At 45.3% G+C, this 21,818-nt stretch carries 19 protein-coding genes and 1 pseudogene; 2 read left to right on the top strand and 18 right to left on the bottom strand.

The features are described from left to right. Nucleotides 1-323 precede the first annotated feature (323 nt). Nucleotides 324-1,928 carry a phosphoenolpyruvate carboxykinase (ATP) gene (gene pckA / locus LU279_RS09405; RefSeq protein ID WP_274422286.1) on the top strand — a complete coding sequence of 535 codons (1,605 nt, stop codon included), beginning with the start codon at nucleotides 324-326 and terminating at the stop codon, nucleotides 1,926-1,928. 48 nt (nucleotides 1,929-1,976) lie between these two features. On the opposite strand, the gene pepT is transcribed toward pckA, so the two are convergent. Further along, entirely contained in the window at nucleotides 1,977-3,194 is a 1,218-nt protein-coding gene (gene pepT, locus LU279_RS09400; protein WP_274422285.1) for a peptidase T, read from the bottom strand. 308 nt (nucleotides 3,195-3,502) lie between these two features. On the opposite strand from pepT, the gene LU279_RS09395 reads away from it, so the two are divergent. After that, nucleotides 3,503-4,735, top strand: coding sequence for a 6-phosphofructokinase (locus LU279_RS09395; protein ID WP_274422284.1), 1,233 nt, complete (start codon nucleotides 3,503-3,505; stop codon nucleotides 4,733-4,735). Between the two features lie 56 nt (nucleotides 4,736-4,791). On the opposite strand, the pseudogene LU279_RS09390 reads toward LU279_RS09395, so the two are convergent. From LU279_RS09390 to LU279_RS09310, 17 genes and pseudogenes are all read right to left on the bottom strand, one after another. Then, nucleotides 4,792-6,183, bottom strand: a pseudogene (locus tag LU279_RS09390) (uracil-xanthine permease family protein). A 187-nt stretch (nucleotides 6,184-6,370) separates the two neighbouring features. Next, a complete protein-coding gene (locus tag LU279_RS09385) occupies nucleotides 6,371-8,203 on the bottom strand; it encodes a S8 family serine peptidase (RefSeq protein ID WP_274422283.1) in 1,833 nt (610 codons plus the stop codon). Nucleotides 8,204-8,304: 101 nt separating this feature from the next. After that, nucleotides 8,305-8,553 (bottom strand): spore coat protein, encoded by a 249-nt coding sequence (locus LU279_RS09380; RefSeq protein WP_274422282.1) that lies wholly within the window; start codon nucleotides 8,551-8,553, stop codon nucleotides 8,305-8,307. Nucleotides 8,554-8,565: 12 nt separating this feature from the next. Next, nucleotides 8,566-8,751: a hypothetical protein gene (locus tag LU279_RS09375; RefSeq protein ID WP_274422281.1), complete on the bottom strand. Its 186-nt coding sequence runs from the start codon at nucleotides 8,749-8,751 to the stop codon at nucleotides 8,566-8,568. Nucleotides 8,752-8,807: 56 nt separating this feature from the next. Then, the gene (gene glgA / locus LU279_RS09370; protein WP_274422280.1) at nucleotides 8,808-10,253 is read right to left on the bottom strand and encodes a glycogen synthase GlgA; all 1,446 of its coding nucleotides are present in this window, start codon (nucleotides 10,251-10,253) and stop codon (nucleotides 8,808-8,810) included. A gap of 57 nt (nucleotides 10,254-10,310) precedes the next feature. Then, nucleotides 10,311-11,120 (bottom strand): sporulation transcription factor Spo0A, encoded by an 810-nt coding sequence (gene spo0A, locus LU279_RS09365; protein WP_274422279.1) that lies wholly within the window; start codon nucleotides 11,118-11,120, stop codon nucleotides 10,311-10,313. Nucleotides 11,121-11,448: 328 nt separating this feature from the next. Further along, a complete protein-coding gene (spoIVB, locus tag LU279_RS09360; RefSeq protein WP_274422278.1) occupies nucleotides 11,449-12,657 on the bottom strand; it encodes a SpoIVB peptidase in 1,209 nt (402 codons plus the stop codon). Between the two features lie 78 nt (nucleotides 12,658-12,735). Further along, a complete protein-coding gene (recN, locus tag LU279_RS09355; RefSeq protein WP_274422277.1) occupies nucleotides 12,736-14,427 on the bottom strand; it encodes a DNA repair protein RecN in 1,692 nt (563 codons plus the stop codon). Between the two features lie 12 nt (nucleotides 14,428-14,439). Then, nucleotides 14,440-14,892: an arginine repressor gene (argR, locus tag LU279_RS09350; protein ID WP_138269984.1), complete on the bottom strand. Its 453-nt coding sequence runs from the start codon at nucleotides 14,890-14,892 to the stop codon at nucleotides 14,440-14,442. A 21-nt stretch (nucleotides 14,893-14,913) separates the two neighbouring features. Continuing rightward, nucleotides 14,914-15,774 carry an NAD(+)/NADH kinase gene (locus LU279_RS09345; RefSeq protein ID WP_274422276.1) on the bottom strand — a complete coding sequence of 287 codons (861 nt, stop codon included), beginning with the start codon at nucleotides 15,772-15,774 and terminating at the stop codon, nucleotides 14,914-14,916. A gap of 12 nt (nucleotides 15,775-15,786) precedes the next feature. Next, the gene (locus LU279_RS09340; RefSeq protein WP_274422275.1) at nucleotides 15,787-16,596 is read right to left on the bottom strand and encodes a TlyA family RNA methyltransferase; all 810 of its coding nucleotides are present in this window, start codon (nucleotides 16,594-16,596) and stop codon (nucleotides 15,787-15,789) included. Further along, a complete protein-coding gene (gene dxs, locus LU279_RS09335; RefSeq protein WP_274422274.1) occupies nucleotides 16,593-18,488 on the bottom strand; it encodes a 1-deoxy-D-xylulose-5-phosphate synthase in 1,896 nt (631 codons plus the stop codon). Before dxs ends, LU279_RS09340 begins: the two co-directional genes overlap by 4 nt. 16 nt (nucleotides 18,489-18,504) lie before the next feature. Next, on the bottom strand, nucleotides 18,505-19,404 hold the full coding sequence (locus LU279_RS09330; protein ID WP_274422339.1) for a polyprenyl synthetase family protein: 900 nt from the start codon (nucleotides 19,402-19,404) through the stop codon (nucleotides 18,505-18,507). Further along, complete coding sequence (gene xseB / locus LU279_RS09325; RefSeq protein ID WP_022067043.1) at nucleotides 19,382-19,618, bottom strand: exodeoxyribonuclease VII small subunit; 237 nt, start codon at nucleotides 19,616-19,618, stop codon at nucleotides 19,382-19,384. Before xseB ends, LU279_RS09330 begins: the two co-directional genes overlap by 23 nt. After that, entirely contained in the window at nucleotides 19,615-20,826 is a 1,212-nt protein-coding gene (gene xseA, locus LU279_RS09320) for an exodeoxyribonuclease VII large subunit (RefSeq protein ID WP_274422273.1), read from the bottom strand. Before xseA ends, xseB begins: the two co-directional genes overlap by 4 nt. A 2-nt stretch (nucleotides 20,827-20,828) precedes the next feature. Next, nucleotides 20,829-21,350: a transcription antitermination factor NusB gene (nusB, locus tag LU279_RS09315; RefSeq protein WP_274422272.1), complete on the bottom strand. Its 522-nt coding sequence runs from the start codon at nucleotides 21,348-21,350 to the stop codon at nucleotides 20,829-20,831. A gap of 31 nt (nucleotides 21,351-21,381) precedes the next feature. Continuing rightward, the gene (locus tag LU279_RS09310) at nucleotides 21,382-21,768 is read right to left on the bottom strand and encodes an Asp23/Gls24 family envelope stress response protein (RefSeq protein ID WP_274422271.1); all 387 of its coding nucleotides are present in this window, start codon (nucleotides 21,766-21,768) and stop codon (nucleotides 21,382-21,384) included. Between the last annotated feature and the right edge of the window lie 50 nt (nucleotides 21,769-21,818).

The following is a 21,818-nucleotide window of genomic DNA, read 5'->3' as shown; positions in this document are numbered from 1 at the left end:
ATACTCTGCCGTATCTTGCATCCCCCGTAAAATACTTTTTATCGGCTGTATAATTCCTTTGATTTCGGCTGCTATAGCAAAGTTTTTCCCTATCGGGATCGTATAACACCTATATTTCGGGTAATTTTTGTCCAGTTTTGTATCTGAAACATTTTACTGACTTTTTTGCATTGTTAAAAAATTATTTTTCAGTTGATTTTGTCCCGCATTTATGTATAATATATAGAGGAAAGCTATAGTTCCACTTCTTTCACAAGATAACATAAGGTCTGACAGTCAGGCTGTTATCCTATTACTATTTTAAGAAAAGAGGTAAATGTAAGATGGCAAAAATTGATTTAACCAAGTACGGCATTACCGGAACCACAGAAATCGTACACAATCCTTCTTATGAAATGTTATTCGAAGAGGAAACAAAACCAGAGCTTGAAGGCTTTGAAAAAGGCCAGGAAAGTGAACTTGGCGCAGTCAACGTTATGACTGGTATCTATACCGGCCGTTCACCTAAAGACAAATTCATCGTTATGGATGAAAACTCCAAAGATACTGTATGGTGGACTTCCGATGAGTACAAAAACGACAATCATCCGGCTTCCCAGGAAGCATGGGACAGCTGTAAAGAGCTTGCTCTGAAAGAGCTCTCCAATAAGAGACTTTTCGTAGTAGACGCTTTCTGCGGCGCTAACCATGACACACGTATGGCTATCCGTTTCATCGTTGAAGTAGCTTGGCAGGCTCATTTCGTAAAGAACATGTTCATCGTTCCTACTGAGGAAGAGCTTGAGAACTTTGAGCCGGATTTCGTAGTATACAACGCATCCAAAGCTAAAGTAGACAACTACAAAGAACTTGGTCTTAACTCTGAGACAGCAGTTCTTTTCAACATCACAAGCCGTGAGCAGGTTATCCTGAACACATGGTACGGCGGAGAAATGAAAAAAGGTATGTTCTCCATGATGAACTACTATCTGCCGCTTAAGGGCATCGCTTCCATGCACTGCTCTGCAAACACAGATATGAACGGAGAAAACACAGCTATCTTCTTCGGACTTTCCGGAACAGGTAAAACAACTCTTTCCACAGACCCGAAACGTCTCCTGATCGGTGATGACGAGCATGGCTGGGATGACAACGGTATCTTCAACTTTGAGGGCGGATGCTACGCAAAAGTTATCAACCTTGACAAAGATTCTGAGCCGGATATCTACAATGCGATCAGACGTAACGCTCTTCTTGAGAACGTTACTCTTGACAAAGACGGAAAGATCGACTTCGATGATAAGAGCGTAACAGAAAACACTCGTGTTTCCTACCCGATCGACCACATCGACAATATCGTTCGTCCGGTTTCCGCAGCTCCTGCAGCTAAGAACGTAATCTTCCTTTCCGCAGATGCTTTCGGCGTACTGCCTCCAGTATCTGTTCTTACACCAGAGCAGACTCAGTACTACTTCCTGTCTGGTTTCACAGCTAAACTTGCTGGTACAGAGCGTGGAATTACTGAGCCTACACCAACCTTCTCCGCTTGCTTCGGACAGGCTTTCCTTGAGCTTCATCCGACAAAATACGCAGAAGAGCTTGTTAAGAAGATGGAAGCAAACGGCGCTAAAGCTTATCTTGTAAACACAGGATGGAACGGCTCCGGAAAACGTATCTCCATCAAAGATACTCGTGGTATCATCGATGCAATCCTTAACGGAGACATCAACAACGCACCGACCAAGACTATTCCGCACTTCAACTTTGAAGTTCCGACAGAGCTTCCGGGCGTTGATACAAACATTCTTGATCCTCGTGACACCTACGCAGACGCTTCTGAGTGGGAAGTAAAAGCAAAAGATCTTGCACAGAGATTCGTTAAGAACTTCGCTAAATACGAAGGAAACGAAGCTGGCAAAGCTCTTGTTGCAGCAGGTCCTCAGGAATAATTCTTATAAGCGGCAAAAAAGGATGTGATTACTCACATCCTTTTTTTGTTACTGTGCAAATCTCTTTAAAATTCCCAGCATCACATTGACTGCTGTATCCATTCCCTCTGCCGTAATATGCTCATATGGTCCATGGAACGCATAGCCGCCTGTTCCAAGATTCGGACAGGGAAGTCCCCGGAAACTGAGCCGTGATCCGTCTGTGCCTCCGCGGATAGGATCTGTATCCGGTTCCATTCCCTGCTCTCTGATGGCATCCTTTGCATAATCTACAAGCTGCATACACGGTTCAATTTTTTCTGCCATATTGCGGTACTGTTCATGGATTTCAAGTCTTACCGTTCCCTGACCATATTTTTCGTTCATAAGCTTTTCAATATGTCTCAGAGTATTTTCTCTTGCCTCAAAAGAAGCTGCGCTGTGATCCCTGACGATATACTGAAGGGTTGCCTTTTCTACAGTGCCTTCCATTTCACAGAGATGGAAAAAGCCTTCATACAGCTCTGTATGCGCAGGAGTTTCCAGTCCCGGAAGCATACTATTGATCTCCATTCCAACAAGCGCTGCATTTACCATTTTGTTTTTGGCTTCGCCCGGATGAATATTAAATCCCGTAATTTTAAATATGGCATCACTGGCATTAAAATTCTCGTATACGATTTCATTTTCGCAGCCGCCGTCTGCCGTATAGGCATACTGCGCTCCAAATCCCGGAATATCCATCTTATCTGCGCCGCTTCCCACCTCTTCATCAGGGGTAAAAGCAATGCATACCTTTCCGTGAGGCATGGTTCCTTTAAGCAGCTCTTCCGCAACTGTCATGATCTCTGCGATCCCGGCCTTGTCATCCGCCCCCAGAAGAGTAGTGCCGTCTGTAGTGATCAGTGTTCTTCCCTTCAATTTCTTAAGATGAGGAAACGTCCGGACAGAAAGTACCTTTCCGCTGTCCCCAAGAACGATATCCTCTCCGCTGTAATTTCTGTGGATCTGTGGATTTACATGCTCTCCGCAAAAATCCGGAGCAGTATCCAGATGGGCAATCAGTCCAATGGCAGGTTTGTCCTCATACCCCGGAGTTGCCGGAATAGATCCGTATACATAACAGTTCTCATCCACTCTTACGTCCTTCACTCCGAGATTTTTCATTTCTTCTGAAAGAACCTCTGCAAGGTCAAACTGGCGTCTGGTACTTGGCGTTGTATTGCTGTTTTCATCACTTGTTGTATGGATTTTTACATAATTCAACAATCTTTCATATGCTCTCATAATCTTCTCCTGTTCTGATGATAAATGTACAGTGCAGCCTTCCGGACAAAAAGCCGCAGTCTTTTTCTGAATAAATCCATTATAATATAAGAATGTTTAAAATACAACGAAGCCTTTTTCTGTTTCTGGCTACTGTTCACGACCTTCACTGTAACTGTTGCTGTTCATTCGTTCCCGATAAGCTGTGTTACTATTCATAACTTTTACTGTACTGTAACTGAGTTTTTTCTCTGTTTGTCATTCCTTCCTTCATGTGGTATACTTGCATCAGTAAGAAATCCTACAATTATCCATATCGGAGGTACAAAATGACAAAAAAGAATCTGATCGTCGGACAGTCCGGCGGCCCTACAGCAGTGATCAACAGCAGTCTTTACGGAGTGGTTTCCGAGGGAATTGCTCATTCTGATGAAATTGGCGAAGTTTACGGTATGGTAAACGGAATCGAAGGCTTTCTTGAGGACAGGATTCTGAATTTCCGTGAAGCTCTGCCAGGCGAACAGCTGGATCATCTGAAACATACACCAGGCGCTTACCTTGGCTCCTGTCGGTATAAACTTCCGGAATCTCTGGAAGATCCGATTTACCCTCTTCTTTTCCAGAAATTTGAAGAACTGAATATCGGCTGGTTCTTCTATATCGGAGGCAACGACTCCATGGACACTGTAAGCAAACTTTCCCGGTATGCTGCTCAGACAGGCAGCTCTATCCGCGTGATCGGCGAACCGAAAACCATTGACAATGACCTTGTTCATACCGATCATACCCCGGGATACGGAAGCGCTGCAAAATATGTAGCGTCAACAGTACGTGAGATCACTCTGGATGCCAGTGTTTATGAAAAAAAATCCGTAACCATCATTGAGATTATGGGACGTCATGCCGGCTGGCTTACTGCTGCCTCTGCCCTTGCCCGTAAATACAAAGGCGACAATCCTTTCTTTATTTATCTCCCGGAAAGCGCTTTTGATACAGAAAAATTCCTCAAAGATGTAGAAAACGCTTTTGAAAAGAACTGTAATGTAGTTGTGTGCGTTTCTGAAGGAATCCATGACGCAGACGGTACCTTTATCTGTGAATATGACAGTTCTGTAGGTACAGATACCTTTGGTCATAAAATGCTTGCAGGCTGCGGAAAATATCTGGAAAATCTGGTTCGTGACCGTCTTGGCGTAAAGGCCCGTTCTGTGGAACTGAATGTAAGTCAGCGCTGCTCTGCTTCTCTTATCTCCGCCGCTGATCAGGAGGAAGCTGTTTCCGCCGGACGTTTCGGCGTTCAGGCTGCTTTAAACGGCGAGACAGGCAAAATGGTTTCCTTTGTACGCTGTCAGGCTGACGACGGCTCCTATAAAATGGAATGTGGACTGGAAGATGTAAATCTGATCTGCAATGAAGAAAAAGAAGTTCCGGCTGAATGGATCACCGAAAACGGTTCTGATGTATCAGAAGAATTTATAAAATATGTGACTCCGCTTGTTCAGGGCAGTGTCAACGTACCTCTGGGAGAGGACGGACTTCCTGTATTTGTTTACAGAAAATAAAAATCACCAGACATCATAAAAGAAGCTGCCGCTGGCAGCTTCTTTTATGATGTCTGTTATTCCGCAAATTCTCTGCGATCTCTCTCTAATTGTTCTTCTACTTCTTTTTGTTTACGCTCTTCTTCTTTTTTCTCATCCCTGCTTTTGGGGAGGATCACATTCAGAAGCACAGCAATGATTGTTGCAAGCACTACCGGAGATTTTCCAAAAATTACCGTAACCCATTCCGGAAAAGTAGAAAGCGCTGCTGTTGCCTGAGAAACACCTACTCCCAGCGCTGCTGCAAGACCTACGATTGAAGAATTGCGGTAATCCATTTCCGCGGAAGCTACCAGTTTCATTCCGGTCATTGCTATAGAAGCAAACACAGAAACCGTTGCTCCTCCAAGCACACACTGAGGAATGGTAGTAAGCAGCGCTGAAAATTTCGGAACAATACCTGCCACAGCAAGAATTACTGCTGCCAGTCCCAGAACACATCGGTTAATAACCTTTGTTGTGGTGACAATACCAACATTCTAACTGTAAGTTGCTGTTGGCAGACATCCAAAGCAGGCGCTTAAAATATTAGTCAGTCCATAAGCCACAATACCATTTTGAAGTTCTCCGTCCTTAGGTGTCCGGTTCATGGCTCCGATCGTAGTTGCAGAGTAATCTCCGATAGCCTGTACAGAGTTAATGGCAAACAGAATTCCAATAGCCACACAAGAAGAAATCTCAAATTCTATACCAAAATGCATAAACTCAGGGAACTGGACTACACCTGCCTCTCCCACACTGGAAAGATTCACCATTCCAAACGGGATCGACACAATATAACCTGCAATAATTCCAATAAGAATAGACGCCAGCTTCCAGATACCTTTTCCAAAATGATTCAGAGCTGTCACCACTGCAAGGGTAAAAAATGCAACTAGCCAGTTCTGCCAGGATCCATAGTTTTCACTTCCCACTCCTCCTGCCATATAGTTAATGGCTGTAGGATACAAAGACAGTCCTATAGTAAACACAACTGTTCCTGTGATCAGAGGCGGAAAAAACACTCGTATCTTTTTTACCAGAAGCCCCATAATAAGGGCCACGATACCACCTACGATCTGCGCGCCAAAAATCGTCGCAACCCCGTATCCTTCCGCAATAGCCTGCATACTTGGCACATAGGCAAAGCTGACTCCCATGATCATGGGAAGTCCTGAGCCAATTGCAAATTTTCCTTTTTTTCCAATAGGAAAAAGCTGGAGTAATGTTGCGAGCCCGGACATGAGCAGAGAAGCCTGTATCAGGATCACACGATCTTCCGAATTCAGACCGCCTGCGGCGGCTCCTGCCACGATAATTGCCGGTGTAACACAGCCGACGATCATTGCAACTACCTGCTGAAGAGCAAGAGGGCAGGCTTCACGCAGCCTGGGTATCCCATCCAGCTCAAAAATACTCCCTCGTTTCATAAAAACCTCCCGTTTCTTTTCTCATATGTCTGAGATTGTTTTGTTTATTATACCAGACAAAATATACAAAAACAATTAGTTTGACTAAAAGTTTTTGTATTAAATATCACCAAAAAACAGAAGAGATTTTTGTGTACTTTTTTAGCAAACATTCTTTTCCCTGTAAAAAGCCATCTGAATATTCTGATTAAGTCAGCAGCTCAAAGGTGTGATACAGATCTATTCTTCCATATCCCCATTCCGGATTCGGATACTGCATATCTTCTTCTCTGACTGCTCCTCTTCTCAAATAATTTTTTACACTGTTCCCGGAAAAAAACGGCTCATTGCCGCGAATAATGGCCCATTCAAATAACAGAGCTGCAATGCCTGAGGTCTGCGCAGCTGCAAGACTTGTTCCCGATGCCTGTGTGTATCTTCCTGCCGGCCCTGAAGCGGCAGTTTGCATATCCACCCCGGGCGCTGCAAAATCAGGCTTTACTACATTGTCTGTGTTATAGCCTCTGCTGGCTTTGCTGTAAAGGCTGTTATCTCTGTACTGATAAGCAGTCACAGTCATTCCGTTTGCTGCGTCTCCCGGCGCAGTTACTGTATACTCCGGAGAGGATCCCAAAAAATAAGTTTCCTCTGATATCATCCCCTGTACCGGAAGCCAGACATGAAATCTTGCAGAACTATTCAGCCTTCCTGAAATTTCCAGTTTCCAGATCCCCTCCGCAGGATGAAGGAAGCGAAAAAAGATCAGCGTGTTTCCGGATCTTCTTTCTATTGGAACATAGTTTACCATCACCCTTGTTTCCACAAATACAAAGGACAGCTCCTGTGTTCCATATTTTAGAGCGCTGCTTACCGGCAGCCTCTCCCCTGTGGGAGACTGAATGGTTACATTATAAAAATCAGGCGCCTCTCCCCAGAATTCCATAGAAAATCCATGCATGGCCTCCTTTTCCCCTACTCTCACTTCCAGAACATCAGAAGTATTTTTGTCATCCAGAAGCCCCATATAATGACGTCTTGCCAGACCTTCATTTCCCGCTGCCACAGACACACAGTTCTGCGTAAAATCAGCAATACTGCTGATATATTGACTTAAAGGCCCGTCTCCTTTGTGGGATCCCTGGCTGCTTCCCAGACCCACGCACATGGACAGAGGCTTCTGATGATGCAGGGCGCATTTTATCGCATAGGAAAGCCCCAGCATAATATCATCCTCCTGAAACACCTCAGCCTCAGGAGAAATCAAATACAAATCCCTGAGATATTCTTTTGCAGGCTTCAGTTTTACAATTACCAGTTCCGCCTCCGGCGCTGCCCCGGAAACGCCTTCTCTCAGATCTCTGTTTCCGGCTGCTATCGAAGCAAGCCGTGTTCCGTGTCCGTTGGTATCTGTAGAAGGAACAATCTCCTGCGGATTTTCAGACTGTAACGCCCTGTTGATCTCTTCCCGGGTAAAAACCTGTCCATAGGGCACTTCCTCCGATTTTCCTGAAGGCAGGCTCTGATCCCAGATACTTACGATCCGGCTCTGATCTCCATTTCGAAATGCCGGATGAGTGTAATCTATCCCGGAATCAATGATCGCGATCAATGTTCCGGCTCCTCTCAGTTTCAGGTATGGATGCTCATGAAGCCGATTGATACCCGAAGCATTCAGACTTCCCTGATCCATATATGTATAACACTTGGGAATGGAAAAATACGAATAGCTGTTGATCACGGATTCCGGTACCTGAGAAGCCGGTATATAAAGAACTCCAAAAAGTTCATTGATGATCTGAAAGCTTCTGTCTGATTCATAGCTGACATTCCCGTCCACATTGCGGTTATACCGGACAATAAAATTCTGATAGCTTTCATTCTGGGCAGGAACCATTTTTGTTTCAACAGACATTTTCTTTTTTTCTTCAAACTGAGGAATTCCCCCTTCCAGTTCCTCTGAAAAAGGCAATCTTGTTTCCTCCACAGTCAAATTTTTTTCTTCTGTCCAGAGCCCCGGTTCATAGTCTTCTTTTTTCAGCATAGCTTCTCCAAAGCACTTTTTATCAGACTATGCTGCTGTTCTGACAATATGCGCAAAAAGCTCCCGCAGATTTCTCTGCGGAAGCCTTTTTACACACGTTATCAACCCTGGTTCAATACAGAACGAACATGTTCTACTTCTTCTCTGGTTGCCTTTGCAGCCGGAACATAATATCCCTTTGTGCGGGCGATTTTATAAATCTCTTCCTGAGACATCTCGCACTGGTTACGGATCTGTTTCAGAGTCTGTTTCAGTTCAGGATTCTCTGTCTGAGGGATCATTTCGCCATAACGTACAAGTTCTCCGTTAATGCCTGCCAGGGTATCTGCTACCATCGCTTTTTCATTCATCTGTGCCACCTCCTACTGTAAAAACTGCATAAGCTGCTGCTTTGTCTGCTGTGCGGACTGCGCGGATTTCTGGAAAAACTGTTTTACTTCCATATCTTCCGCTTTCTGTGCATAGTCCTGCATTTTACAGTGTGTGGTTTCAAATCCGCCGATCAGATGACGCAGATTCTGTAAATCAAGTTCTGAAATATCTGTCATGATACTACCTCCTCAATGTTATTTTACAAAAGATAGTATCTCAGAAAATCATGGTTTTATTCACCGATCAGCCAGTTGTACATTTCCTCATACTGGCTTGCAGAATGTCCCCAGGAGAAATCCGCAGCCATAGCCCGGTCTACCAGTTTGTTCCATTCTCTCTTGTTGTCGTAGAATACTCTCTCGGCATTTCTCACAGTATCCATCATCTCATGGGCATTGTAGTTTCGGAAGCTGAATCCGGTTCCTGTTCCCTCAAACTCATTGTAAGGCTGAACCGTATCCTTAAGTCCGCCTGTCTCGCGAACGATCGGCAGGGTTCCGTAACGAAGGCTCATCAGCTGGCTGAGACCGCAGGGCTCAAACAGAGAAGGCATCAGGAACGCATCTGACGCTGCATAAATACGGTGGGACATCGGCTCGTCATAGTAGATCTGGGCAGAAACCTTTCCGTGATACTTCCAGTCAAAATGACGGAACATATTTTCGTAACGCTCATCTCCGGTTCCAAGGATCACAAACTGAACTGCATCCTGGCACATTTCATCCATCACATAAGCAATAAGGTCAAAGCCTTTCTGGTCTGTAAGACGAGAGACGATTCCGATCATCATTACCTTCGGGTCAACCTCCAGTCCCAGGTCTTTCTGAAGCTGAAGTTTATTTTTTACTTTTTCCTTGCGGAAATTCCGGGCATTATAAGTCTGTGTGATAAAAGGATCTGTTTCCGGATTAAACACATCATAATCAATTCCGTTGACAATTCCTCTGAGGCTGTTGGAACGGGCGCACATCAGCCCATCCAGACCTTCTCCGTAAAACGGTGTCTTGATCTCTTCCGCATATGTATTACTTACCGTTGTTACAGCGTCCGCAAAAACAATTCCGCCTTTCAGGAAATTGGCATCTCTGTAAGCTTCCAGTTTATCCGGAGCAAAATAATAATCGGACAGACCTGTGATTTCTTTTACAGTTTTTACATCCCATACACCCTGGAATTTCAGGTTGTGAATAGTCATAACTGTACGGATTCCTCTGAAAAACTCATTCTGCTGGAAAGAGTCATGAAGATACACAGGAACAAGGCCGGTCTGCCAATCGTGACAGTGGATCACATCCGGGCGGAAACCGATTACAGGAAGGACGGAAAGGACTGCCTTTGAGAAAAATGCAAATTTTTCCAGATCCCACGGAGCGCTGTCATATGGCTTTGGTCCGCTGAAATAATATTCATTGTCAATAAAGTAAAACTGAATCCCCTCATACTGCATCTGCATGATACCCACATAACAGTTCTTAAAGCCAAGATCCATATAAAAATGGGTCACATATTCCATTTTATCTTTCCATTCCTGTTTCATGCAGGCATATTTCGGAAGTATAACACGGATATCAAAATAGCGTTTATCAAAATATTTCGGAAGCGCCCCCGCTACATCTGCCAAACCTCCTGTTTTAATAAACGGTACTGCCTCTGATGTTGCAAATAAAATCCTTTTCATCTGTAAATACCCCTCCTTAATGACTTGAAGTTATTTTTATTATACTCCAACTCACTTCTATTTAAAAGAGTGTTTTTTGTATTCCAGCCGAATCTTATCTGCGATCAGAGCAATAAATTCTGAGTTGGTAGGCTTGCCTTTTCCTGTGCTTACCGTATATCCGAACAGCTCGTCAATGGTATCCATTTTTCCTCTGCTCCACGCCACTTCTATGGCATGACGGATAGCGCGTTCCACCCGGCTTGGCGTTGTCTGATGTTTCTTTGCAATGGTGGGATACAGAACCTTGGTAATGGAATTCAGCATTTCCATATCATTAACTGCCAGAATAATGGCGTCTCTCAGATACTGATATCCTTTAATATGCGCAGGAACCCCGATCTCATGGATAATATTTGTCACATCTCCCTCCAGATTATGAGTTCCGTAATCTGCCTTTTCTTCCTGCACTGCCTGACGGAGCAGCGGCTCACGGTTCCTTCTGTCTCCGGAGCGGCGCAGATGCTTGATCCTGTTCAGAAGCACCTGGTTGTCAAAGGGCTTCAGCATATAGTAGTCTGCTCCCAGATTAAATGCATCTTCTGTGATCCTCTCCTGTCCCACTGCCGATACTACAATAAAAGACGGCAGTTTCTTTACCGTCTGGTCATGGCTGCACTTCTCCATAACAGTCAGTCCGTCCATCTTCGGCATGATAATATCCAGAATGACTACATCCGGCTCTTTTTCCCTGATGATATTACAAATTTCCTCTCCGTTGTGCGCTTTCCCCACCAGTTTTAGATCATGATCTTCTTCAATCATTCTCCCCAGTACTTCTACCATTTTCTCGTTATCATCTGCAACTGCTACATTTAGTTTCTCCATAAGACCAATTCCCTCCTCATTTTTCACAGCCGCCCTTCCACAGCTGTGGTGAATTTTCGTTTTCTCTTTCATGTCACAGCTATTATAGTAGAACATCACAGGCGAAATCAAGCCGAAACTGGGTGAAATGCCGGTTTTTCTTTCGCCTTCTTTCGAGATTTAAGTACATTTTACCTCATAAAACCACATTCTCTCCTGGATTTAAATCCTGGTTTTGTGCAGTTTTATGAGGGTTTCCGCTGTTCTGACCTGTTTTTACATTTTTCTGCATTTCCTGCAAAAACTGGTTTTACAATCTGATTCTGTGTCTGTTTTTCTGAAACATTTATTACCCTTTTATATTTTCCAGCATGGTTTCCGCAAAAATCCCATATCCGCTTGTTGAGTCCTGTACAAATACATGAGTTACTGCCCCGGCAAATTTCCCGTTCTGAAGTACAGGACTTCCGCTCATTCCCTGAACAATCCCGCCTGTGATCTCCAAAAGTTCCGGATCTGTCACATGAATCACAAAGCTTTTGTTCGTGTCTTCATGGTTCATGTCAATCCTGGTGATTTCCGCATCATATTCCTTTACGCTTCCGTTCACACAGCAGAGAATGGATGCCGGTCCCACTTCCAACTCCTGCTTATAAGCTACTTCTGTTTTTTTCATGGGGATTCCGGCTCTTCTGTCATAAAAGGAACCATAAATACCGTTTTTGCTGTTTGTGTCAACAGCGCCTATGATCCGCCCGGGCTCATACCGTATCAGCCCTGAAAGCTCTCCCGGACTTCCGCTCTGTCCTTTCTGCACTCCAAGGATCTCTGCCTGGTATAAAGCGCCTTTACTGATGTGAAGAAGCTCCCCGGTATCCACATCACTGATTCCATGGCCCAGAGCGCCGTAGCGGCCTTTTTCATCCACACAGGTAAGAGTTCCGATACCCTGAGTATTGTCACGTACCCAGATACCCAGTTTATATTCTCCTCCGGTGTCTTTTACAGGAGTCAGTGACACCGGAATTTTCTCTCCGTTCCTTATGACGTCAAGAGTCACATCATCTCCGTCCAGAACTTCCAGATCCTCCATCAGATCTTTTTTGTCCGTTACCTTCTGTTCATTAAATGCCACAATGTAATCTCCGGGTCTGACAATATTTTTTGCCGGCTCCCTGGCAGTTCCTCCCTCACACAGAATCTCTCCTGTATCAATGATCAGAACGCCCTCTGTTTCCATATAAATTCCCACAGTGCTTCCGCTTACATACACAGAGCTGCTTTCTGTAGGAGTCACTTTAATATCCTTAAATGGTATCATTCCCAAAAGTCTGCAGGGAAGCAGGTAACTGCCCTCACCGGACACAGTGATCGCATCATCAAATTCCAGCAGCGGATGCTCCAGAAGCTTCTGCACCTCCCGGGCGCTGCTCTCTGACACATGTATCTCATCAGGAACCTTGCGGTCCATATAACGGTATCCCAGCCAGCTCATAGCAAGTACATCCAGCCCAAGACACCAGAAAAGAAATTTTCTGTATCTTCCTCTTCTGTTCATTCTGTCACATCCTTTCGCATAATAAAAAAGAGAGAACAACCTCTTCTGTCATCCTCTCTTATTATGCGGTGAATGTTTCTATTTCACTCTTGTATTTTTATGTACCTGTGCCAATTCTTTCATTTCCATTGCATTTTTGAGAACAGCATCTGTGATCTCAGCTCCGCCCAGAAGTCTGGCAAGCTCACGGACTGCTTCCTTTTCTCCAAGAGGATGGATCTCCGTGATCGTCTCACTTTCCTTCTGATGCTTTTCGATCTCAAAATGAGTATCTGCCATTGCGGCGATCTGAGGAAGGTGCGTAATACACAGAACCTGATGGCAGCTTCCGATCACAGCCATTTTTTCTGATACTTTCTGAGCAGTTCTTCCGCTGATACCTGTATCGATCTCATCAAAAATCAACGTTTCTATCTGATCTCTGTCTGCAAGAATAGCCTTGATGGCAAGCATGATCCTGGACAGCTCACCGCCGGAAACAATTCTTCCCAGAGGCTTCACACTCTCGCCGGGATTTGTGGAAATTTCATATTCAATGCTGTCATATCCGTTATCTGTAAATTCCTGCTTTCTCTGAAAATCAATGCGGAATTTAACATCAAGAAAATTCAGGTCACGCAGACCTTCAATGATCTTTTCTGTTAAGGTTTTACTGTAGTCTTTCCTGATTTCTGACAAAACATACGAATCTTTTTCCAGCTGCTCTTCTGCTTTTTTCAGATTTCTCTGAGCTTCCAGGAAATTTTCCTCATGTCTGGCAAGTTTTTCCAGTTTTTGCTGCTGTGTATTCTGGTATTCCAGGATATCCTCTATGGTGCGTCCGTACTTTGCTTTCAGCCCGTTGATCTGATCCAGACGTTTCTCTGTCTCATAAAAGGTTTCATCATCAAAGCTCAAATCCTCCACATAAGAGGAAAGTTCCCTGTTAAAGTCATTGAGAAGCCCGTCAATCTCCTGAAGAGTTTCTGCCATAGATTCCAGCTGAGTATCGTACTCTGTAACCCTGGAAAGCTCCCTGACTCCGGTTCCCACTGCTTCTCCTGCTCCCTGTCCCGAATCATACCCTGTAAGACTGTGAACGCTCTGAAGGGTTTCAAGAATCAGCTTTCCATTGTTCAGTTTACGATAAAGCGTTTCCAGTTCTTCATCCTCGCCCAAAAGCAGGTGTGCCTTCTCGATCTCACTGATCTCAAATTCCAGAAACGCCTTTTCCCGGTTTCTCTGTTCTTCATCTGTATCCAGCTCTTTCAGAGCCTTCATACATTTCTGGTATTCCCTGTAAGACTGTCTCACAGTTTCTTTTGCCGGCCGTATCTTTTCTCTTCCATATGCGTCCAGGATCTCCAGCTGTTTGTCCTGATACAGAAGGGACTGATGCTCATGCTGACCGTGTATATCCAGAAGACATTCTGCCGCCGCCTTCATCTGACCTACCGTACAGGTTTCGCCGTTGATCTTGTTAATGCTTCTTCCATCCGTAATCTTTCGTGAAAGAAGAACCTGTCCCTCTTCTGTAAAAACTCCAAGAGAATTGAGAGCCGCCTCTGCTTTTTTATTTTCTACCTGGAACAAAAGCTCCACCAGCGCGCTGGAAGCGCCTGTACGGATCATATCTCTGGCAGTCCGTCCCCCAAGGATCAGCTGCATGGACCCAAGAAGAACCGACTTTCCTGCTCCTGTCTCTCCTGTAAGAATATTAAGCCCCGGACCGAATTCTACCTCAATGTCCTCGATCAGAGCAAGATTTTTTACATGCAGATGAATTAACATTTTCTCGCCTTCCTATTTCTGCAATATACTTTTTAAACGTTCTGCCACACTGGAAGCCTCCTCCAGTGTTCTGGCCACACACATAACGGTATCGTCGCCTGCAATACTTCCCAGGATTTCCTCCCAGTTCAGAGCATCCAACGCTGCCGCCACGCCCATTGCCATACCGGGAACTGTGCGGATCACCAGAATGTTCTGTCCCTGATCAATGGTAAGAAGAGCATCATGAAGCACTCTGGTATATTTTTCTCCCAGTTCTGTAGGAAGCTCCTGCAGGATCACATAACGGGATTTTCCGTCTTTTCCTGTTACCTTCATCATTTTAAGGGCGCGGATATCTCTTGACACCGTTGCCTGTGTAACCTTGAATCCCGCCTCATTAAGACGGGACGCAAGCTCTTCCTGCGTATCAATATCATACTGCTGGATCAGTTCCTTTATTTTTTCATGTCTTGCTACCTTCACAATATACCTCCGTCCGGTGCCTTAATTATCGCGCATTTTCTGCCTCAGCACTTCTACAAAGCTTAAATGGTTCAGTTTCAGTATCCGGCAGCTTACTGAAGCCTTTTTTATTATAATTTTATCTCCGGTCACCATTGGGATCACCGTGTCTCCGTCAAAAGAAGCCAGACCTTTTTCTTCATTCTGTCTTCTTCCCTCACCAATCTCCACTGTGATCACATCCTCTGCCGGAAAAATAATACTTCTTGTATTCATGGTATGGGGCGCAATGGGGGTCATCAGAGTCATAGACGCATCCGGAGACACTACCGGTCCTCCGCAGGACAGACTGTAGCCCGTAGATCCCGTAGGCGTGGAAATAATGATACCGTCTGCATTATAAGAATTCAGATATTCGTTATTTACATAATTTTTAAAACGGACTACCCTTAACGGTCCTTCTCTGCAGATCACAATATCGTTAAGCGCCACATCCTCGCCAATGACCTTCCCGTTTCTCACCACACTGCCGGTGAGCATCATCCGCTCTTCAATCTCGTAATCATCTGCCATCAGCTGATCCAGAGACGGATAAATGGAATTTTTGTCCACCTCTGCCAGAAATCCCAGGGTTCCCAGATTCATTCCCAGAAGAGGGATCTCTCTGTGCACCACATCTCTCGCCGCCTGGAGAAGAGTTCCGTCTCCGCCCAGCACAAGGATACACTGAGTTCCCTCAGGAATCAGATCCGGATCCGTGTAGTGGAATTTTCCTTTCTGTTTGAGTTCTGCCTGCTGTACCCTGCATTCTTTTCCATGAGAAGTAAGATAGGTCTCTATTTCCTCAGTCAGTTTAAAATCTCTGTCCTTGGCATTGTTTGTAATAATATAAAACCTGTCCATAGTATCCCTTCCCTAATCCAGCTGGTCGTGTGCCTGACGCACAACAGCCTCCGGTTCCACTTCCAGAGCAGACTCTGTCAGAGTTCCCTCCGGCTGCTTTTTCAGATGAAGAAGATATTCAATATTTCCTTCCGGTCCCTTAATAGGTGAAAAAGAAAGATGACGCGGTTCAAGAGAAATGGACTGCGCATATGCGATCACTTTTTCGATAACCTCAAGGTGTACTGCCGGATCGCGGACAACACCTTTTTTTCCAACCTTTTCTCTGCCTGCCTCAAACTGCGGCTTGATCAGACACACAATCTCTCCGTTCTCCGTAAGAAGATTTCTGACCGGAAGCAGAACTTTGGTAAGGGAAATAAAGGACACATCAATGGAAGAAAAATCTGCCGGCTCCTGAAGATCTTCCGGAACCACATACCTGATGTTTGTTTTTTCCATGCACACTACACGGGGATCGTTGCGAAGCTTCCAGTCAAGCTGTCCGTATCCCACATCAATGGAATAAACCTTTACTGCTCCGTTCTGAAGCATACAGTCTGTAAATCCTCCGGTGGAAGCTCCCACATCCATGCAGACTTTTTTGTCAAGAGTTACATCAAAATGATTCATGGCCTTTTCCAGCTTCAGCCCTCCGCGGCTTACATAAGGAAGGGTATTTCCCCTTACCTCAATCTTAACCGTTTCCTGAAACATGGTTCCTGCCTTGTCTTCTTTCTGTCCGTCCACGTATACATCCCCGGACATAATATATGCCTTTGCTTTTTCTCTGGATGGCGCCAGGGCCCGTTCCACCATCAAAAGGTCAAGTCGTTTCTTCATTTCTGCTCCTTATACCCGTCCTCTTCTGATTTTTCTTCCTTTAATTCATTTTCTATGGCGCTGAAGATTTCTGCCGGAGACAGACCGATCTTAGCTCTCAGACTGTCAACCTCTCCATGCTCCACAAAGCGGTTCCAGATAGCAATGGGAAGTACCCTCGCCTCCGGATGACAGGCTTCCATATAAGCTGCCACATGTTCGCCAAAACCGCCGTTTTTTACATTTTCCTCCACAGTTACAAAAAGGCTGTGATCCTTTGCCAGCTCATCCAGAAGGGTGGTATCCAGAGGCTTGACAAATCTTGCGTTTACAAAGGTTGGATTCTCACCTTTTGCCTTCATTTGCCTGTAAACCTGCTCGCACACTGCAGTCATACTTCCCACTGACAGGATCGCTGTTTTTTCTCCCCGGTAAAGAACCTCACTTTTTCCATACTGGATGGGACTCTGAAACTCTTCCAGCCCCTGATATGCGCTTCCTCTTGGATAACGGATCGCACAGGGACCTGACATATATGAGGAAAATTCCAGCATTTTTGAAAGCTCCCATGCATTTTTGGGTGCCATCACCGTCATATTTGGTATCATGGTCATATATGACAGGTCAAAGCATCCCTGATGAGTTTCTCCGTCAGCGCCTACAAGTCCTGCCCGGTCAATGGCAAAGATCACATGCAGATTCTGCATACACACATCATGCAGGATCTGATCCACTGCCCTCTGTAAAAAGGATGAATAAATAGCCACCACCGGGATCATGCCGCCCAGGGCAAGACCTGCTGCAAACGACACTGCATGTTCTTCCGCAATTCCCACATCAAAAAAACGGTCCGGAAATTCCTGTCCGAATTTTTTTAGTCCGGTTCCCTCAGGCATTGCCGCAGTGATCCCCACCAGCTTTTTCTGCTCTTTTCCCAGAGCTGTCACAGTGTCTGCAAAAACGTCTGTATAGGTAAGACTTTTCTTTACTGACAAAGGTTTTCCTGTTTTTATGTCAAAAGGACCTGTCCCGTGGAAACGGTCCGGATGAACACAGGCCGGCGTATAACCTCTTCCCTTTTCTGTGAGAACATGGACGATCACCGGACCTTCTACTCGTTTTGCCTCATTAAAAAGCCGCATCATCTGGCGCATATTATGTCCGTCAACCGGCCCCAGATAGGTAATCCCCATATTTTCAAACAGCATTCCCGGAATGATCAGCTGCTTGATGCTGCTTTTGGTTTTTCGCATGGTGTCCACAATGGCCGGACCTATTTTCGGAACCTTTTTCAGTGTTTTTGTCACATTGATCTTCATTCCTGTATAGGACTCTGCTGTGCGCAAAGCACTTAAATAGGAAGACATTCCTCCTACATTTTTTGATATGGACATATTGTTGTCATTGAGTACAATAATAAAATTTGTTTTCAGCTCTGCCGCATTGTTCATGGCCTCATACGCCATTCCTCCTGTGAGAGCGCCGTCGCCGATCACAGATACCACCCGGTAATTCTGTCCCAGAAGATCTCTGGCTCTCACATACCCCAGACCTGCCGAAATGGAATTGGAGCTGTGACCTGCATCAAAAGCATCACAGTCGCTTTCCTTTCTTTTTGGAAAACCGCTCATGCCGCCTTCCTGCCTGAGCTTTGCAAAGCCTTCCTTTCTTCCTGTCAGGATCTTATGTGTATATGCCTGATGTCCCACATCCCATATGATCCGATCCTGAGGAAGATCCAGCACATTATGAAGGGCAAGAGTCAGCTCCACCGCTCCCAGGTTTGACGCAAGATGTCCGCCTGTACGGCTGACCGATTCAATTAAAAACTGTCTGATTTCTTCTGCCAGAAGCGGAAAATCCGCCAGGGCGATCTTATGAATATCATTGGGCTTATTGATCTTTTCCAACATCCTTCGTGTCCCTCTCTTACTTCCTGCGCCCTGCCATTTCCCTGATCAGAGCTGTCAGGAATTCATTTTTTCTATTCAGCTTTTCCAGAGAAAACACCGCGCTTTCAGAAAGCGTTTCCACCTGTCTGGACGCCTCCTCTGTACCGAAAAGTGTCACATATGTAACCTTATTATTCTTTTCGTCGCTGTGGACCGGCTTGCCAAGTTCTTCGCTTGTAGATGTCACGTCAAGAATATCGTCGCGGATCTGAAAAGCCAGTCCGATATCTGATGCAGCACTTTCTACAAGAGCAAGCTCCTGTTCATCTGCGCCGCCCAGAACTGCCCCTGCCATCATGGAAGCTTCCAGAAGAGCAGAGGTTTTATGTTTGTAAATATAATCCAGCATATCCTTGCTCAAGGGCTTGCCGTCATTTTCCACATCCACACTCTGTCCGCCCAGCATACCGGAAATTCCTGTCTTTTCTGCCATGATACGAAGAGCCTGTATCACACGAGAGTCTCCCGGAGCATGGTCAAAAGCCCGGAACATGGTTTCATAGGCATAATTTAAAAGAGCTGCCCCTCCCAGGATTCCCATGGCTTCCCCATATACCCTGTGAGCGGTCAGACGCCCTCTTCTGTAATCATCATTATCAATTGCCGGAAGATCATCATGAATCAGTGAATGGGTATGAATCATCTCGATTCCTGCCATAAAAGGCTCCGCAAGAGCCTCATCTCCGCCAAAAAGCCGGCAGCACTCCAGAAGAAGCACAGGGCGCAGACGCTTGCCGCCTGCACACATACTGTAATTCATTGTTTCTGCCATGGTTCTGGCAAAGCCTTTCTCTTCCGGAAGCCAGCGGCGGATCACTTCTTCTGCATGATCTGTCCGTTTTTTCAGTTCATCCTTAAAATTCCCGTAATGTTCCATCTTCATCCATCTGGAGCATCTTTTTTTCTACTGTGTCCAGTTTTTCGCTGCAGTATTTTAAAAGCTCCATTCCTTCTTTATAAAAACGGAACGAATCTTCCAGAGAGGTTTCACTGTCCTCCAGCCTTTCTGCCAGTTCTCCCAGCTTTTCAAAGGCTTCCTCCAGGGTCTTCTCTTTCTGGAGATCCGTTTCCTGGTTAATCGTCTCTGTCATGTTTCCCATGTTTCCTTTCTGATTCCTGTGACCGCAGCTTCGATCACACCGTCTGTCACAGAAATCTCCAGCCGGTCTCCCGGCTTTATGCCCGCCGTTGTTTTTACTGCCCTGCTCTGGCTGTCCGACACAAAAGCATACCCCTGACTAAGCTTGCCAAGGGGCGAAAGTCCTTTATAGCGTTCCAGATAAAGTCCCAGAACATGACGTTTTTCCTGAAGTTTCCACTTCATTGCCTCTCTGAGTGCATCCTCATAATCCAAAAGCGCCTGTCTTCTGTCTCTCAATCTGCTTTCCGGGCTTAAATACTGAAATCTCATCTGAATCTGATCCAGACGTAAACGCTCCAGATTTAATTTTGCATTCATCCCTCTATTCAGACGTTCCCGGAAACCGGCAGCATTCTCCACCAGTTTCCCATACTGAGCCACAGCCAGCTCTGCTGCTGCCGACGGCGTGGGCGCTCTTAAATCCGCCACAAAATCTGCAATGGTAAAATCGGTTTCATGACCTACCGCTGAGATCACAGGAGTTCTGCAGTCAAAAATAGCACGGGCTACTTTTTCTTCATTAAAGGCCCAGAGATCCTCTATGGAACCTCCGCCCCTTCCTACGATCATCACATCCACGCCGGCTTCATCCAGCATACGGATTCCCTTTACAATACTGTCCGCAGCGCCTTCTCCCTGTACCAGTGCCGGGTAGAGAATGATCTGGACATAAGGATTCCTTCTCAGAGAAATGTTACGGATATCCTGTACAGCCGCTCCTGTCGGCGCAGTTACCACGCCCAGTCTTCGGACAAATTTCGGAATGGGCTGTTTATATTCCTCGGCAAACATTCCCATTTCTTCCAGTTCTCTTTTCAGAGCAAGAAAACGTTCGTACAGAACGCCTTCTCCCTCCTGAGTGATTTCCTTTGCATAAAGCTGATAACGTCCGTCTCTCTCGTAAACGTCCACAGCTCCGCCCACTACCACCTGATCTCCGTCTTTCATTCGAAATGCCAGTCCACGCCTGTGTCCGGCAAACATCACACAGGAAAGCACTCCTGTTTCATCTTTCAGAGAAAAATAAATATGTCCGCTGGGGTGATATTTACAGTTGGAAACCTCACCCTTTACATACACCTTTTTCAGGACAAAATCCTGCAGGAACATATTCTTCACATAGCGGTTGACCTGACCTACGGAATAAACTCTTTTCATTTTCAGTTCTTGCTTTCTTCAGATGACGGATGTTCCTTTTTTTTCTGATTTTTGCTGGATCTGATAATGATCTTTGCCTGATGGGAAGGACGCTGTGTTCTGCGTACAGGACCGCCCTCTTTCTTTCCGCTTGCAATCTTTCCAAGGATTCCGTTTACAAAGGAACCGGAATCTTCTCCTCCAAAAAGCTTGGCAAGTTCTACTGCCTCATTGATGGCAACCCCTACCGGAATCTCCTCATCAAATTTCATCTCATAAAAAGCAAGGCGGAGAGCAGTCAGGTCAACCCTGTTCATTCTGCTTGTCTTCCATCCCTGGCTGTATTCATTTAATTCCTGATCGATTTCTTCAATATGTGCAAGAATATCATCGTATTTCTGCTTCATGACAACCTGTTCTTCTTCTGTCAGTTCCTCCAGGCTGTCAAAATAAAGAGAAAGCTGCTCCGGCATTTCTCCCTCTTCATTAAACTGTGTCATAAACAGCAGTTTAAAAATATGTTCTCTCTGTTCGTGTCTTCGCATAATTCCTCCTCATATAGAAAAAAGGAAAGGGTTACTTTCCTTTTTCGTTCTCCATATCTACACCAGCAATGCGGATATTTACATCTGCAACCTCAAGGCCTGTCATATTCTCAATAGATGTCTTTACCTTGTCCTGAACCTTCCGGCTGATGTCCAGAATATTTTTTCCGAAATCAATATTCAGTGTCAGATCCACTGTGACAACGCCTTCCAGAACAGTAACCTTCACGCCCTTGGACAGGTTTTTCATTCCAAGCTTGCTTACCAGCTCATTTGTGATGTTTCCACCCATGGATGCAACACCTTCAACTTCTGTAGCCGCAAGTCCCGCAATGATCGTCACCACTTCATCTGCGATCTTTACTTCACCGATACCTCCTACATCCTGTATTTTATAGGTTGTTCTTTTTTCTGCCATAATAACTCCTCCTAAGGATTCAGAATCAGATACTGCGGTTTGGGAACAGA

This window comes from Blautia sp. XA-2221, assembly GCF_028767025.1.
In the GTDB taxonomy this organism is placed as follows: domain Bacteria; phylum Bacillota; class Clostridia; order Lachnospirales; family Lachnospiraceae; genus Blautia_A.
Note: the sequence above shows the minus strand (reverse complement) of the source record. Positions and strands in the feature narration are given on the sequence as shown.